Annotated in this window: 14 protein-coding genes; 12 read left to right on the forward strand and 2 right to left on the reverse strand. The window is 65.5% G+C overall.

Features of this window, described 5'->3' with window-relative positions; genetic code table 11:
• Positions 1–12: 12 nt before the first annotated feature.
• The 7 genes from OEW28_RS10590 to OEW28_RS10620 are packed head-to-tail and all read left to right on the forward strand — an operon-like array spanning position 13 to position 8,604.
• Positions 13–3,756 carry a nitrate reductase subunit alpha gene (locus tag OEW28_RS10590; protein WP_263734727.1) on the forward strand — a complete coding sequence of 1,248 codons (3,744 nt, stop codon included), beginning with the start codon at positions 13–15 and terminating at the stop codon, positions 3,754–3,756.
• On the forward strand, positions 3,753–5,273 hold the full coding sequence (gene narH, locus OEW28_RS10595) for a nitrate reductase subunit beta (RefSeq protein WP_263734728.1): 1,521 nt from the start codon (positions 3,753–3,755) through the stop codon (positions 5,271–5,273). The genes OEW28_RS10590 and narH overlap by 4 nt, the downstream gene beginning before the upstream one ends.
• Positions 5,270–5,971: a nitrate reductase molybdenum cofactor assembly chaperone gene (gene narJ / locus OEW28_RS10600; RefSeq protein WP_263734729.1), complete on the forward strand. Its 702-nt coding sequence runs from the start codon at positions 5,270–5,272 to the stop codon at positions 5,969–5,971. Before narH ends, narJ begins: the two co-directional genes overlap by 4 nt.
• 13 nt (positions 5,972–5,984) lie before the next feature.
• Complete coding sequence (narI, locus tag OEW28_RS10605) at positions 5,985–6,668, forward strand: respiratory nitrate reductase subunit gamma (RefSeq protein ID WP_263734730.1); 684 nt, start codon at positions 5,985–5,987, stop codon at positions 6,666–6,668.
• A 1-nt stretch (position 6,669) separates the two neighbouring features.
• On the forward strand, positions 6,670–7,461 hold the full coding sequence (locus OEW28_RS10610; RefSeq protein WP_263734731.1) for a peptidylprolyl isomerase: 792 nt from the start codon (positions 6,670–6,672) through the stop codon (positions 7,459–7,461).
• 1 nt (position 7,462) lies between these two features.
• Positions 7,463–8,077, forward strand: coding sequence for a carbonic anhydrase (locus tag OEW28_RS10615; protein ID WP_263734732.1), 615 nt, complete (start codon positions 7,463–7,465; stop codon positions 8,075–8,077).
• An 11-nt stretch (positions 8,078–8,088) separates the two neighbouring features.
• Complete coding sequence (locus OEW28_RS10620; RefSeq protein WP_263734733.1) at positions 8,089–8,604, forward strand: DUF2478 domain-containing protein; 516 nt, start codon at positions 8,089–8,091, stop codon at positions 8,602–8,604.
• A 94-nt stretch (positions 8,605–8,698) separates the two neighbouring features.
• On the opposite strand, the gene OEW28_RS10625 is transcribed toward OEW28_RS10620, so the two are convergent.
• Positions 8,699–8,992: a DUF1330 domain-containing protein gene (locus OEW28_RS10625; RefSeq protein ID WP_263734734.1), complete on the reverse strand. Its 294-nt coding sequence runs from the start codon at positions 8,990–8,992 to the stop codon at positions 8,699–8,701.
• The gene (locus OEW28_RS10630; RefSeq protein WP_263734735.1) at positions 8,989–9,666 is read right to left on the reverse strand and encodes a GntR family transcriptional regulator; all 678 of its coding nucleotides are present in this window, start codon (positions 9,664–9,666) and stop codon (positions 8,989–8,991) included. The genes OEW28_RS10625 and OEW28_RS10630 overlap by 4 nt, the downstream gene beginning before the upstream one ends.
• Positions 9,667–9,761: 95 nt before the next feature.
• Here OEW28_RS10630 and OEW28_RS10635 point away from each other — a divergent pair, with 95 nt between their 5' ends.
• Genes OEW28_RS10635 through OEW28_RS10655 form a run of 5 tightly spaced genes read left to right on the forward strand, consistent with a single transcriptional unit; the run spans position 9,762 to position 14,574 of the window.
• On the forward strand, positions 9,762–10,364 hold the full coding sequence (locus OEW28_RS10635) for an amino acid synthesis family protein (protein WP_263734736.1): 603 nt from the start codon (positions 9,762–9,764) through the stop codon (positions 10,362–10,364).
• Complete coding sequence (locus OEW28_RS10640) at positions 10,339–11,130, forward strand: alpha/beta fold hydrolase (RefSeq protein ID WP_318527528.1); 792 nt, start codon at positions 10,339–10,341, stop codon at positions 11,128–11,130. The genes OEW28_RS10635 and OEW28_RS10640 overlap by 26 nt, the downstream gene beginning before the upstream one ends.
• Positions 11,127–12,065, forward strand: a complete 939-nt coding sequence (locus OEW28_RS10645) for a flavin reductase family protein (RefSeq protein WP_263734738.1) — start codon at positions 11,127–11,129, stop codon at positions 12,063–12,065. The genes OEW28_RS10640 and OEW28_RS10645 overlap by 4 nt, the downstream gene beginning before the upstream one ends.
• A complete protein-coding gene (locus OEW28_RS10650) occupies positions 12,062–13,099 on the forward strand; it encodes an LLM class flavin-dependent oxidoreductase (protein ID WP_263734739.1) in 1,038 nt (345 codons plus the stop codon). Before OEW28_RS10645 ends, OEW28_RS10650 begins: the two co-directional genes overlap by 4 nt.
• Positions 13,100–13,110: 11 nt before the next feature.
• A complete protein-coding gene (locus OEW28_RS10655; RefSeq protein WP_263734740.1) occupies positions 13,111–14,574 on the forward strand; it encodes an aldehyde dehydrogenase in 1,464 nt (487 codons plus the stop codon).
• Positions 14,575–14,705: the final 131 nt, after the last annotated feature.

Consider the following 14,705-nt stretch of genomic DNA (forward strand, 5'->3'; position numbering starts at 1 on the left):
AAGGAGAGAAAGATGAGCCATCTACTCGACCGGCTGAACTTCCTGAAATCCGTCCGCAAGGATACCTTTGCGGACGGGCACGGACAGACCACGATTGAAAACCGAGACTGGGAGGACACTTACCGGAACCGCTGGCGGCACGACAAGATCGTCCGCTCCACCCATGGTGTGAACTGCACCGGGTCCTGTTCCTGGAAGATCTACGTCAAGTCCGGGATCGTGACCTGGGAAACCCAGCAGACGGACTATCCGCGCACGCGGCCCGATCTGCCCAACCACGAACCGCGCGGCTGCGCCCGCGGCGCGTCCTACAGCTGGTATCTTTACTCGGCCAACCGGGTAAAGACGCCGCTGGTGCGCGGCAGGCTCATGCGGATGTGGCGTGACCTGCGCAAGACACTGTCCCCGGTCGAGGCCTGGAAGGCGATCCAGGCCGACCCGGCCAAGCGCGCCGACTACACGCGCACCCGCGGCAAGGGCGGCTTCGTCCGCGCCGGCTGGGACGAGGTGACCGAGATCGTGGCCGCCGCCAATGCCTATACGGCCAAGACCTACGGCCCCGACCGCGTCTTCGGCTTTTCGCCGATCCCGGCGATGTCGATGGTCAGTTATGCCGCCGGGTCGCGCTACCTGAGCCTGCTGGGCGGCACCTGCATGTCATTCTACGACTGGTACTGCGACCTGCCGCCGGCCTCGCCCATGACCTGGGGCGAACAGACGGACGTGCCGGAATCGGCCGACTGGTACAACGCCGGCTTCCTGATCCTGTGGGGTTCGAACGTGCCGCAGACGCGGACGCCGGACGCCCACTTCTATACCGAGGCGCGCTACCGCGGCACCAAGTCCGCAGTCGTCAGCCCCGACTATTCCGAGGCCGCCAAGTTCTCGGACATCTGGCTGAACGCCAAGCAGGGAACCGACGCGGCGCTCGGCATGGCGATGGGCCATGTCATCCTGCGCGAATACCACCTGGACCGGCAGGCAGCCTATTTCGAGGACTACTGCCGCAAGTACACCGACATGCCCATGCTGGTGAAGCTGGAGCCGAAGGGCGACAGCTTCGTTCCGGGCAGGCAGCTTCGTGCCGCCGATTTCGACGGTGCGCTCGGACAGTCGAACAACCCGGACTGGAAGACCGTTGCCCTTGACGAAAAGACGGGCAAGATCGTCGTCCCGAACGGGTCAATCGGCTTCCGCTGGGGCGAACAGGGCAGCTGGAACCTTGAGGAAACAGCCGGTGGCAAGGACGTGACGCTCAAGATGAGCCTTGTCCTGGACACCGACCGCGACGACGTGATCGGCGTCGACTTCCCCTACTTCGGCGGCCAGGCGACCAACGGCTGGGCGAACGATGCGCGGGGCGACGTGCTGACCCGCAACGTCCCGGTGAAGAAGATCAGGCTGGCTGACGGACAGGACCACTACGTCGCCACCGTCTTCGACCTGCTTTGCGCGAACTACAGCCTCGATCGCGGGCTGGACGGCGACCATGTCACCAACGACTACGACGCCGATGTGCCCTTCACGCCCGCATGGGCGGAACGGATCACGGGCGTCAAGCGCGACCGCATAATCCAGGTCGCGCGGGAATTCGCGTCGAACGCCGAAAAGACCAACGGCAAGTCGATGATCATCATCGGCGCGGCGATGAACCACTGGTACCACATGGACATGAACTACCGCGCCGCCATCAACATGCTGGTCATGTGCGGCTGCGTGGGGCAGTCGGGCGGCGGCTGGGCGCATTATGTGGGCCAGGAAAAGCTGCGCCCGCAGACCGGCTGGACGGCCTTGGCCTTCGCGCTGGATTGGGCGCGCCCACCCCGGCACATGAACTCGACCAGCGCCTGGTACGCCCATACCGACCAGTGGCGGTACGAAACCGTGACCTCGTCCGAGATCCTGTCGCCCACCGCGCCGGATGGCGACTGGAAGGACCTGAGCCTGATCGACTACAACATCCGGGCCGAGCGTATGGGCTGGCTGCCCTCGGCACCGCAACTCCGCACCAACCCGCTTGAGGTGGGCCGCGCCGCGAAGGACGCGGGCAAGCCGATCCCGGAATACGTGGCCGAGCAACTGAAGGCCGGGACGCTGGAAATGTCGGCCGAGGACCCGGACGCACCGGAAAACTGGCCGCGCAACCTGTTCGTCTGGCGCTCGAACCTGCTCGGATCGTCGGGCAAGGGGCACGAATACTTCCTCAAGCACCTTCTGGGCACCGACCACGGCGTGCTTGGCAAGGACCTGGGAGAGGAAGGCCGGACCAAGCCCGTCGAGGCGCGCTGGCACGACAAGGCGCCCGAGGGCAAGCTCGACCTTCTGGTAACGCTCGACTTCCGGATGTCCACGACGGCGGTCTATTCCGACATCGTCCTGCCAACGGCGAGCTGGTACGAGAAGGACGACCTCAACACCTCGGACATGCACCCGTTCATCCACCCGCTTCAGGCGGCGGTCGATCCGGCCTACGAGTCGAAGACCGACTGGGAGATCTTCAAGGCGATCGCCAGGAAGTTCTCCGAAGTCGCGCCCGAAATCCTGGGCGTCGAGACCGATGTGGTGCAGCTGCCGCTGCAGCACGACAGCCCGATGGAAATCGCCCAGTCGACCGTCAAGGACTGGAAAAAGGGCGAATGCGACCTGGTCCCCGGCAAGACCGCGCCGAACTACATCGCGGTCGAACGGGATTACCCGAACCTCTACGCGCGCTTCACCTCTCTCGGCCCGCTCATGGAGAAGGTGGGCAATGGCGGCAAGGGCATCTCCTGGGACACCAAGGAGGAGGTGCATCACCTCAAGGACCTGAACGGCACGCACCACGAGGGTCCGACGCAGGGCATGGCCAAGATCGAAACCGCGATCGACGCGGCCGAGGTCATCCTGATGCTGGCGCCGGAAACCAACGGCGAGGTCGCCGTCAAGGCCTGGGAGGCGCTGTCCAAGGCGACGGGCCGCGAACACGCGCACCTGGCCGAGGTCAAGGAAGACGAAAAGATCCGCTTCCGTGACATCGCCGCGCAGCCGCGCAAGATCATCTCGTCGCCCACCTGGTCCGGCATCGAAAGCGAGGAGGTCTGCTACAACGCCGGCTGGACCAACGTCCATGAACTGATCCCGTGGCGCACCGTCTCGGGCCGCCAGCAGCTTTACCAGGACCACGAATGGATGCAGGCCTTTGGCGAGTTCTTCGTGACATGGCGCCCGCCGGTCGACCTCAAGACCATCACGGCGGCAGCGACCAGCGCCCTTGGCGCCAGCGAAAAGCACGTCGTGCTGAACTTCATCACCCCGCACCAGAAATGGGGCATCCACTCGACCTATTCCGACAACCTGCTGATGCTCACGCTGAACAGGGGCGGGCCGGTCGTCTGGATCTCCGAAAACGACGCCGCCACGGCGGGGATCGTCGACAACGACTGGGTCGAGGTCTTCAACTCCAACGGCGTTCTGACCGCGCGCGCGGTCGTCAGCCAGCGGATGAAGGACGGAACGCTCTTCATGTACCACGCACAGGAAAAGATCGTGAACACGCCGGGATCGCAGATCACCGGCAAGCGGGGGGGCATCCACAACTCCGTCACCCGCGCGGTCGTCAAACCCACGCACATGATCGGCGGCTACGCCCAGCAGTCCTACGGCTTCAACTACTACGGCACGGTCGGCGCCAACCGCGATGAACTCGTGGTCGTGCGCAAGATGGAGAAGGTCGACTGGCTCGACCGGCCGGCAGCAAGAACGGAGGCAGCGGAATGAAAGTCCGTGCACAAATCGGCATGGTGCTGAACCTGGACAAATGCATCGGGTGTCACACCTGTTCGGTCACCTGCAAGAACGTCTGGACCAGCCGCGACGGCGTCGAATACGCCTGGTTCAACAACGTCGAGACCAAGCCCGGCATCGGCTACCCGAAAGACTGGGAAAACCAGAAGCGCTGGAACGGCGGCTGGGAACGCACGGCATCGGGCGGCCTTCGCCCGAAGCAGGGCGGCAAGTGGCGGATCCTGGCGAACATCTTCGCCAACCCCGACCTACCCGAGATCGACGATTTCTACGAACCGTTCGACTTCGACTACGACCACCTGAAGTCGGCACCCGAGATGGAAGCCTTCCCGACCGCGCGCCCGCGCTCCAAGGTCTCGGGCGAGCGGATGGAGAAGATCGAATGGGGCCCCAACTGGGAAGAGATCCTGGGTGGAGAATTCGCAAAGCGGTCCAAGGACTACAACTTCGAGGGCATCCAGAAGGACATCTACGGGCAGTATGAAAATACGTTCATGATGTACCTGCCGCGGCTTTGCGAACACTGCCTGAACCCGGCCTGCGCCGCATCCTGCCCCTCGGGCGCGATCTACAAGCGCGAAGAGGACGGCGTCGTGCTGATCGACCAGGAAAAATGCCGGGGCTGGCGGATGTGCGTCTCGGGCTGTCCCTACAAGAAGATCTACTACAACTGGTCGACGGGTAAGTCCGAGAAGTGCACGCTGTGCTATCCACGCCTGGAATCCGGCATGCCGACGGTCTGTTCGGAAACCTGCGTGGGCCGGATCCGTTATATCGGCGTGATGCTGTACGACGCCGACAAGATCGCGGATGCGGCGTCAGTCGCGGACGAGAAGGAGCTGTATGACGCCCAGCTTGGCGTGTTCCTGGACCCGAACGATCCCAAGGTGATCGAGGCCGCCCGTTCCGAGGGTGTGCCCGAGGACTGGATCGAAAGCGCCCGGAAGTCGCCGATCTGGAAGATGGCGATGGACTGGAAGATCGCCTTCCCGCTGCACCCGGAATACCGGACGCTGCCGATGGTGTGGTACATCCCGCCACTGTCACCGATCCAGAACGCCGCCGCCGCGGGCCAGATCGCGAGCCAGGACGACATGCCGGACGTGAAATCGCTCCGCATTCCGGTGCGTTACCTTGCCAACATGCTGACGGCAGGGGACGAGGCGCCGATCATATCCGCGCTGGAACGGATGCTGGCGATGCGTTCGTACATGCGGTCCAAGACCGTGGACGGGGTCGTCAACCTGGGCGTCGCCAACCGTGTCGGCCTCACGCCCCACCAGATCGACGAGATGTACCGGATCATGGCCATCGCCAACTACGAGGACCGTTTCGTCATCCCGACGACGCACCGCGAGGTGGTCGAGGACGCCTACGACCTGCGCGGCGGCTGCGGCTTCACCGATGGCAACGGCTGCTCGACAGGATCGACCGGCGGCAAGCTTTTCGGCAGCCGCAAGTTCGTCACACCCACGGAGGGCTGGAAATGAAGACCTTCAAGGCGCTGTCGGCGCTGCTGTCCTACCCTTCGAAGGACCTCAAGTCTGCGATCCCCGCGATCCGCGAGGTTCTGAACGCCGAGGGCCTGCTGAGCCGCGGCCAGCGCACCGCGCTGGAGCCGCTGCTGACGGACCTGGAATCCGCCGACATCTATGATCTGCAGGAGCGCTACGTGCTCCTGTTCGACCGCTCGCGGACGCTCTCGCTCAACCTGTTCGAGCATATCCACGGCGAAAGCCGGGATCGCGGCGGCGCGATGGTCGACCTGCTGGAAACCTACCGGGCGGGCGGCTTCGACCTGACGGGGCCGGAGCTTCCGGATCACCTGCCGGTCTTGCTGGAATACCTCTCGACCCGGCCCCTCGCCGAGGCGCGGGGCCTTCTCGCCGACGCCGGGCACATCATCGCGGCGGTGGCCGAACGGCTGACACGGCGCGACACGCCCTATGCGGCGGTCCTGGACACGCTGGCGCGTCTTGCCGGAGCCGGGTCCGACAGCCCCGAGGCCGAGGCGCTATTGTCCGAGGCCGACGACGATCCCGAGGACCTCGAGGCGCTGGACGCGATCTACGAGGAGGCGCAGGTGACCTTCGCCCCGGATCCCAACGCGGGATGCCCGATCTCGCGCGACATCCTCGCGCGGATGGACGTCCCAAGGAACCCGGCCACGGCCGGAGCGCCCCAGTGAAGGAGGGCTAACGATGCACCAGTTCATCTTCGGTATTTACCCATACATCGCCTTGTCGGTGCTGCTTCTGGGATCGATCGCGCGCTATGAACGCGACCCGTTCACATGGAAGTCGTCGTCCTCTCAGCTTCTGCGCCGCAGGCAGCTTGTCATCGGCTCTGTCCTTTTTCATGTGGGCGTGCTGGTGATCTTCTTCGGCCACCTGGTTGGCCTCCTGACGCCCATCCAGGTCTTCGACGCGCTTGGCATCAGCCACGGCGCGAAGCAGCTTCTGGCGGTCGTCGCGGGTGGCATCGCGGGGGTCATGGCCCTGACAGGGGGAACGATGCTTCTGCACCGTCGGTTGAAGGATCCGCGCGTCAGGGCGACGTCCAGCTTTGCCGACACGGGTATCCTGGCGCTTCTCTTGATCCAGCTCGTGCTTGGCATGTTGACGATCTTCGTCTCGCTCCAGCACCTGGACGGGCACGAGATGACCAAGTTCATGGCTTGGGCTTCGGGGATCTTCACCTTCGATGGCAACGCGGCCAGCTACGTTCGGGATGCCAACATCCTGTTCAAGCTGCACATCTTCCTTGGTCTGACCATCTTCCTGCTGTTCCCGTTCACGCGGCTGGTGCACATGCTTTCGGCGCCGGTCCGCTACCTGTGGCGGCCCGGCTACCAGATCGTCCGTACGAAGAAGCGCGGGGCCTGAGATGGGACCGCTTCTGACCGACATCACGGTGAACGGCGAGGTCATCCCCGCCGCCGCCATCGCCGCCGAGGCACAGATGCACGCCGCGCCCAAGGGCAAGCCGGGTCTTGCCTGGCGGGCGGCGGGACGGGCGCTCGCGGTCCGCGCCTTGCTCTTGCAAGAGGCTCGTCGGCGCGGGCTTGCACCTTTGCCGGTCACCGATGGCGGCCTGGCAGAGACAGAAGACGAAGCGTTGGTGCGTCAGCTTCTGGACTTGGCTGTGAAGCCCAATGCCGCGGACGAAGCCAAGGCACGCGCCGCCTACGATGCCGATCCGGCCCGTTGGCGCGCGCCCACGCTTTACGAGGCTGCGCACATCTTGTTTCCCTGCCGGCCCGACGATACCGAGGGCCGGGCACAGGCACGCGCCAGGGCCGAAGCGGCGCTGGCAGAACTTGCTCGCGCCCCCCGCAACTTCGACACGCTGGCACGCGACCTGTCCGCCTGCGCATCCCGCGATGCCGGCGGACGCCTGGGCCAGATCGCCACCGGAGACACCGTGCCCGAGTTCGAGGACGCGCTGAACGCCCTGGCGGAGGGCGAGATCGCCGCAACCCCGATCGCGACGCGCTATGGGTATCACATCATCCGCCTTGATGCCCGCGCCGAAGGGGCGATCCTGCCCTACGAAACGGTGGCCCCGCGCATCCGCGAAATGCTGGCGAAGGCGGCCTGGGCCACGGCCGCCCGTGAATTCGTCGCAGCGCTTGCGGCCCGGGCCGCTGTCAGCGGCATCGACCTGAAGGCTGCATGAGATGGGCCAGGTTCTGCAGGCGCTGCTGGACAGGAACCGGGATTGGTCGGCGCAGATCCGCGCGGCGTCGCCGGACTATTTCGACGGCCTGGCCGAACAACAGGCGCCGGAGTTCCTCTGGATCGGCTGTTCCGACAGCCGCGTTCCCGCGAACGTCATCTCGGGCCTCGCCCCGGGTGAGGTCTTCGTCCACCGGAACGTGGCGAATGTCGTGCACTCGTCCGACATGAACCTGCTGTCGGTGCTTGAATTTGCGGTGGACGCGCTTGGAATTCGCCAGATCATCGTCTGCGGGCACTACGGTTGCGGAGGCGTGCGCGCCGCGACCGAAGAGGACCTTCCGCACGGCCTGGCAGATCACTGGCTTGAACCGATCCGCCGACTTGCCAAGCGCCATGCGCGGGAACTGTCCGAGATCGCGGACATCGAACAGCGCCGCGACCGTCTTGCCGAGTTCAACGTCCTTGAAAGCGTCGCCCGTGTCGCCGAGACGCCGATCCTGCGCCGGGCCTGGAGCAAGGGCGACTATCCCCTGATCCACGGCCTGATCTACGGCATCCGGGACGGGGTCCTTCGAAGCCTCGACTGCACCATAAGCGGCGCCGACAGGCGCTGAAAGGAACAGACATGCGACTTGCCTACGTCACTTCCCTTGAGCGCGGCGTGACCGACAGGGTCCTGGCCGAAGCGGCCAATGAACTGATGAAGCGCGGGCTTCGCCCGGCCGGGGTCGTCCAGACGAACATCCTGCGGCCCCAGCGGTTTCACTGCGACATGGACCTTGTGCTGCTGCCCGACGGGCCGACGATCAACATCACGCAAGACCTTGGCGCGAACGCGCGCGGCTGCCGACTGGATCCCGGCGCGCTGGAACAGGCCGTCGCGCAAGTTTCTGCACGGCTTCAGGGCGGCGAGGCGGACGTGCTGATCCTGAACAAGTTCGGCAAGCACGAAGCCGAGGGACGCGGCTTCCGCGAACCCATCGCAAACGCCCTCGAGGCCGGTCTTCCCGTGATCCTCGGCGTGAACGGCCTCAATCTGGATGCCTTTCTGGAATTCAGCGCGGGATGTGCCGAAAGGCTGGACTGCACCGCGTCGGCGCTGGTCGGCTGGGTGGAAAACGAACTGGCGCTTGCGGCCTGAACGACGCGTTCGGGTTGGCGGTCGAGGCTTGATCCGGCCAGCCGAGGCTCCCGCAGATCGGCACCGCTGCGGGCGGTCCCTGCCCCACCCTGCCTCAGGGCTCGGGCAGCCCTTCGACGATCGTCAGGTGAACGATGGCCGCACCTTCGCGGTGCCGGCACGCGTCCTGATAGGCTTCCGAGGCATAGCAGGCTTTCGCGGCCGCCAAGGACGCGAACCGGATCACGACGTGGCGCTGAAGGTCGGGACCTTCAAGCACCTCGGCCTCTCCGCCGCGCGCAAGGAAGGTTGCCCCGTGTTGCGCAAGCGCGGCTGCGGCACGCTGCTGATAGCCTTTGTAGGCCTCGGCGTCCGTCACGGTGACATGGGCGATCCAGTAGGCGCTCATTCTTGGCTCTCCAGGCTTTGCCGCGCGATCTCGGCCGCGTCGCGCAAATGGTCGCTGACCGCCGCCGCCGCGGCCTCGGGTTGGCCTGCGCAGATCGCATCGCAGATCCGGGCCATGTGTGCGGGGCCCGACACGCGCCGGTTGCTGCTGGCAAGCGTCAGCGCGCGCAGTCGCGAAATCCGGCCGTTCAGCCGCTGGACGATCTCCCACGCGATGGTGTGGCCCGCCGCAGTGAAGATGACCTCGTAATACGCCGTCGTCGCGGTGTAGAGCTCAAGCGGGCCGCCATGGGCGAAGGCACGGTTGAGTTCCTCAAGCGCCGCCCTGAGCCGATTTGCTATGTCCTGATCGCAGACGCGCGCGCAGGCGGCGGCGGCGTCGGCCTCAAGCAGCCGGCGTATGTCGTAGATCTGGCGCGCGCCCTGCCAATCCAGCAGCGCGACGACAGGCCCCGACCTTGGCTGCGTTTCGACCAGCCCTTCCGCCTCAAGATACCGGATCGCCTCGCGCACGATGGAGCGTGAAACCCCCAGAAGGTCGCAAAGACTGCGCTCCACCAGCCGCTCTCCGCCGGAAAAGCGCCCGGTGATTATGGCCTGGCGCAGCCGATCGACGGCAAGCGACCGCAGGGTCGTCGCAGGGTAGTCGATCCGCATGTCATCGGCGTTTTCCATGCGCGAATCCTATGGATTGGCGGCGGCGAACGCAACTGAATATTGACAGACTATATTCTGGTATACCAACATACAAGTGAAAAAAGGAGCGACTGATGCCCGCAGAGATTCGCAAGACACTCACACTTGTGGAAACGACATTGATCGAGGGAGGGCGTGCCGCGCCGCGACCGCTGAAGCTGATCGCGGCAGTTGCCGTCCTTCGCAACCCCTGGGCGGGTCGAGGGTTTGTCGAGGACCTGAAACCCGAGATCCATGCCGTCGCACCGGACCTGGGCGCGCTTCTGACGGGCATGGTGCTTGAGGCCGCCGGCGGCGCCGACGCGGTCGAGGGCTACGGCAAGGCCGCCGTCGTGGGCCTGGACGGAGAACTGGAACACGCCAACGCACTGATCCACACCCTGCGGTTCGGCAATCATTACCGGCAGGCCGTCGGCGCCAAGACCTACCTGGCCTTCACCAGTGTCCGCGGCCCCGCGAACTGCTCTGTCATGATCCCCCTGATGGACAAGCACGACGAAGGCCGGCGGTCCCATTACCAGACGGTGCACTTCTCGGTCCCCGACGCGCCCGCGGCGGATGAGCTGATCGTGGCGCTTGGGGCTTCGACGGGTGGGCGGCCGCACCACCGCATTGGCGACCGCTACCAGGATCTGAGGGACCTTGGACATGATGTCTCGAACCCTGCGGCTGTCTGACGGGCTGTGCGCAAACGTGGTCGAGGCGGGTTCGGGCGAGCCCGTCCTGCTGATCCACGGCGTCGGCATGTGTGCCGGGGCCTGGGAGCCTCAGACGGCGGCGCTGAGCGCAGATTACCGCGTGCTGGCGGTCGACATGCCGGGTCATGGCGGCAGTGACCCGCTTCCCGGCGCGCCGCTCCTGCCGGACTATGTTGACTGGGCGGCGCGTGTGGTCGATGCGCTTGACCTTGGCCCGGTGTCGGTCGCGGGGCACTCGATGGGCGCGTTGATCGCGGCGGGACTGGCTGCAGAGCGGCCCGACCTTGTGCGGCGCGCAGCACTTCTGAACGGGGTCTATCGCCGCGCCCCCGAAGCGAAGGCTGCGGTTCTGGCGCGCGCGTCAGAGATCGGCGCAGGCCATGGCGGCATAGAGGCCCCCCTGGCCCGATGGTTCGGCCCGGAGCAGTCCGAAATACGCGACAAGGTTGCAGGCTGGCTGCGTAACGTTTCGCGATCGGGCTACGCTGCCGCCTACCGCGCCTTCGCCGAGGGCGATGAGGTCTACGCGGCGCGTCTGGGTTTGATCCGCTGCCCGCTTCTGGTGATGACCGCGGACGAAGACGCCAATTCGACACCCGAGATGACCAGGGCCATGGCCGCGCTTGCCCCCTTGGGGCGGGCCGTCGTCGTGCCGGGGCATCGGCACATGCTGAACCTGACCGCACCTGATATCGTCACCGCCGAACTGCGCCGCTGGCTATCCACCGAGGAGACTGCCCCATGACGACGCCCGACACGCTCTCTGTGGACCCTCGCGCGCTGCGCGACGCGTTCGGCTGCTTCATGACGGGCGTTACGGTCGTGACCACCCTGGACCCTTCCGGCAAGCCGCTTGGCTTCACCGCGAACTCGTTTTCATCGGTCTCCATGGATCCGCCGCTCCTTTTGGTTTCAATCGCGAACAGTTCATCGAACCTGGGCAGTTTCGCGCAGGGGAAGGGGTTTGCGGTCAACATCCTGTCAGAGTGGCAGAAGGACATCTCCACAACCTTCGCCAAGCGGTCCGACGATCGTTTCGCATCGGTCTACTGGCGTCACGGCCCCGTGGGATCGCCGCTGATCGCCGAGGTTTCCGCCTGGTTCGACTGCACGCTTGAGCAGGCGGTGCCCGCCGGTGATCACACCATCCTGATCGGACGCATCGGCGCGTTCGAGTCGACCTCTCATCCCGGCCTGGGGTATTCCCGCGGGGCCTATGTCACGCCCGCAGCCACCGCTGTCGAACTGCCCGCGGGTCCCGACGTCGTCATCTCGGCGATCCTCGAGGCCGAAGGACAGGTCCTTCTGGTCGACGATGGCCGGGGCGGGCTGTGCGTGCCGACGGCGCGCGTGGGGCGCGAGGGCATGCAGGCCGCGCTGGCCAAGCTGATCGAAAGCATCGGCATCCACGCCGAAGCCGGATCGATCTATGCCGTCTACGAGGACGCCAAGCTGGGCACGCAACACATCGCGCTGCGCTGCCCGGCCGAGGCGGCCAAACCGGCAAAGGGCGCCTTTGTGGAACTGTCGCGATCGGGCGTGGCCGACGTGACGGATCCGGCGCTGCGCGTGATGCTGGAACGTCTGGCCGACGAATCCCGTCTTGGCAACTACGGCGTCTATTTCGGCACATACGATCAAGGGCGTATCCAACGCATCGCAGAGGAAAAGAGCAAATGAAATTCTCGCTTTTCATTCACATGGAGCGCGTCTCGGCCGAAGATGACGAGAAGCGGCTTTACGACGAGATGATCGAGCTTTGCCGCATCGCCGACGAGGGCGGCATGCACGCCATCTGGACGGGCGAGCATCATGGGATGAACTTCACCATCGCGCCGAACCCGCTGCTGAACCTTGTCGACCTCGCGCGGAGAACGAAGAACGTGCGCCTTGGCACCGGAACGGTGATCGCACCGTTCTGGCATCCGATCCGCCTCGCGGGCGAGGCCGCGATGGCCGACATCATCATGGACGGGCGGCTCGACCTGGGCATCGCCCGCGGCGCCTACAGTTTCGAGTATGAGCGCATCATGCCGGGGCTGGACGCCTGGAACGCGGGCGGCCGGATGCGAGAGCTGATCCCGGCCGTCAAGGCGCTTTGGCAGGGAGACTACAGCCACGACGGACAGTACTGGCAGTTCCCGAAAACGACATCGTCGCCGAAGCCCCTGCAACAGCCGGGCCCGCCGATCTGGGTCGCCGCGCGCGATCCGAACAGCCATGAGTTTGCTGTCGCCAACGGTTGCAACGTGCAGGTCACGCCGCTGCACCTGGGCGACGAAGAGGTCGTCAGCCTGATGGAGCGCTTCAACGCGGCCTGCGCCGCCCACCCCGAGGTGCCGCGCCCCAAGATCATGGTACTGCGCCACACCTATGTGGCCGACAGCGAGGCCGACGCGGAACTGGCCGCCGAAGAGATCAACCGCTTCTACTGCTATTTCGGCGCGTGGTTCAAAAACGATCGGCCCATATCGCAGGGCCTGATCCAGCAACTGACCGAAGACGAGATCGCGGCACACCCCTTCTATTCCGCCGCCGCGATGCGCAGGAACCAGATCATCGGCGAAGCCCCCGAAGTGATCGAGCGGATAAGGTCCTATGAGGCCCTTGGCTATGACGAGTTCAGCATGTGGCTGGACAGCGGCATGAGCTTCGAGCGAAAAAAGGCGTCGCTCGAAAGGCTGATCCGCGACGTCATGCCTGCTTTCGCCTGACGGGGGAAAAGATGGACCGCTTCCAGCACTACATCGACGGCGCGTTCGAGGACGGCGAAGGCACCTTTGCCAGTATCGACCCGGCCAGCGGCGCCCCTTGGGCGCAGATGCCACTTGCCTCGCCCGCCGACGTGAACCGTGCGGTGGAGGCGGCCCATCGCGCGTTCGGTTCGGCCGAATGGGCGGGGATGACCGCCATGGCGCGCGGCAAACTGCTGTTCCGCCTCGCGGAACTGGTCCGTGCGGCAGCCCCCAGGCTCGCAGCGCTCGAAACGCGCGATACCGGCAAGATCATCCGCGAAACCTCTGCCCAGATCGCCTATGTGGCGGACTACTACCAGTATTATGCGGGGCTTGCCGACAAGATCGAGGGCGCGCATCTGCCGATCGACAAGCCCGACATGGAGGTCTGGCTTCGGCGCGAGCCCGTCGGCGTGGTGGCGGCGATCGTTCCCTGGAACAGCCAGCTGTTCCTGTCAGCCGTGAAGCTTGGCCCGGCACTTGCGGCCGGCTGCACGGTCGTGCTGAAAGCGTCCGAGGACGGCCCTGCGCCGCTGCTGGAATTCGCGCGACTGGTTCACGAGGCGGGATTTCCCGCGGGCGTGGTCAACATCCTGACGGGTGGGCCGGAGGCCGGTCACACGCTGAGCACCCATCCGAAAGTCGCGCATATCGCCTTTACCGGCGGGCCTGAAACGGCGCGCCACATCGTGCGCGCCTCGGCCGAAAACCTCGCCCGGACCTCGCTCGAGCTTGGAGGCAAGTCGCCCTTCATCGTCTTTGACGATGCCGACCTTGACAGCGCCGCGAACGCGCAGGTCTCGGGCATCTTCGCCGCCACCGGGCAAAGCTGCGTCGCCGGATCGCGGCTTCTGGTGCAGTCGGGTATCAAGCACGACTTCCTTGCGCGCTTGACGGCCAAGGCCGAGGCCATCGCGATCGGGGCGCCGGAACGCATGGAAACCGAGGTCGGGCCGCTTTGCACGATGCGCCAGCGCGACCGGATCGCCCTGCTGATCGAAAGATCCGTGGCCGCCGGCGCAAGGGTGGTCACGGGCGGCAAGGTTCCCGACGGGCCGGGGTTCTACTTTCCGCCGACGATCCTTGATTGTTCCGATGCCCCCGACGCCCCCGCCCTGCGGGAAGAGTTCTTCGGGCCTGTCCTGTCGGTCGTGTCGTTCGAAGATGAGGCCGAAGCCCTGTCGATGGCCAACGACACGCAATTCGGCCTGGCCTCCGGCGTCTTCACGCGCAGCCTGACCCGCGCGCATCGGATGATCCGCGGCATCCGCGCGGGCGTCGTCTGGGTGAACACCTACCGCGCCGTCTCGCCCATCGCGCCGTTCGGCGGACACGGGCTGTCAGGGCACGGCCGAGAGGGCGGGCTTGCCGCCGCGCTTGATTACACGACCATCAAGACGGTGTGGCTGCGCACGTCGGATGACCCGATCCCCGACCCGTTCGTCATGCGCTGAAGCAGCCTGCCAAAGGGCTGGCCATACCGTATCGGCGTCACGGCGCAGACATGACGAATGCGCCGCCGGGATCGCTTGCCCGAACGGTTTCTGATCGGTCAGCCCCTGGGCAAGGGCACCCTACCCCGGCG

The sequence above is a fragment of the Albidovulum marisflavi genome, from assembly GCF_025751435.1.
GTDB lineage: Bacteria > Pseudomonadota > Alphaproteobacteria > Rhodobacterales > Rhodobacteraceae > Albidovulum > Albidovulum marisflavi.

Bases quoted from the DNA above. Each gene is read 5' to 3' on its own strand.
- OEW28_RS10590 (WP_263734727.1), top strand. From the start codon at position 13: ATGAGCCATCTACTCGACCGGCTGAACTTCCTGAAATCCGTCCGCAAG.
- narH (WP_263734728.1), top strand. From the start codon at position 3,753: ATGAAAGTCCGTGCACAAATCGGCATGGTGCTGAACCTGGACAAATGC.
- narJ (WP_263734729.1), top strand. From the start codon at position 5,270: ATGAAGACCTTCAAGGCGCTGTCGGCGCTGCTGTCCTACCCTTCGAAG.
- narI (WP_263734730.1), top strand. From the start codon at position 5,985: ATGCACCAGTTCATCTTCGGTATTTACCCATACATCGCCTTGTCGGTG.
- OEW28_RS10610 (WP_263734731.1), top strand. From the start codon at position 6,670: ATGGGACCGCTTCTGACCGACATCACGGTGAACGGCGAGGTCATCCCC.
- OEW28_RS10615 (WP_263734732.1), top strand. From the start codon at position 7,463: ATGGGCCAGGTTCTGCAGGCGCTGCTGGACAGGAACCGGGATTGGTCG.
- OEW28_RS10620 (WP_263734733.1), top strand. From the start codon at position 8,089: ATGCGACTTGCCTACGTCACTTCCCTTGAGCGCGGCGTGACCGACAGG.
- OEW28_RS10625 (WP_263734734.1), bottom strand. From the start codon at position 8,992: ATGAGCGCCTACTGGATCGCCCATGTCACCGTGACGGACGCCGAGGCC.
- OEW28_RS10630 (WP_263734735.1), bottom strand. From the start codon at position 9,666: ATGGAAAACGCCGATGACATGCGGATCGACTACCCTGCGACGACCCTG.
- OEW28_RS10635 (WP_263734736.1), top strand. From the start codon at position 9,762: ATGCCCGCAGAGATTCGCAAGACACTCACACTTGTGGAAACGACATTG.
- OEW28_RS10640 (WP_318527528.1), top strand. From the start codon at position 10,339: ATGTCTCGAACCCTGCGGCTGTCTGACGGGCTGTGCGCAAACGTGGTC.
- OEW28_RS10645 (WP_263734738.1), top strand. From the start codon at position 11,127: ATGACGACGCCCGACACGCTCTCTGTGGACCCTCGCGCGCTGCGCGAC.
- OEW28_RS10650 (WP_263734739.1), top strand. From the start codon at position 12,062: ATGAAATTCTCGCTTTTCATTCACATGGAGCGCGTCTCGGCCGAAGAT.
- OEW28_RS10655 (WP_263734740.1), top strand. From the start codon at position 13,111: ATGGACCGCTTCCAGCACTACATCGACGGCGCGTTCGAGGACGGCGAA.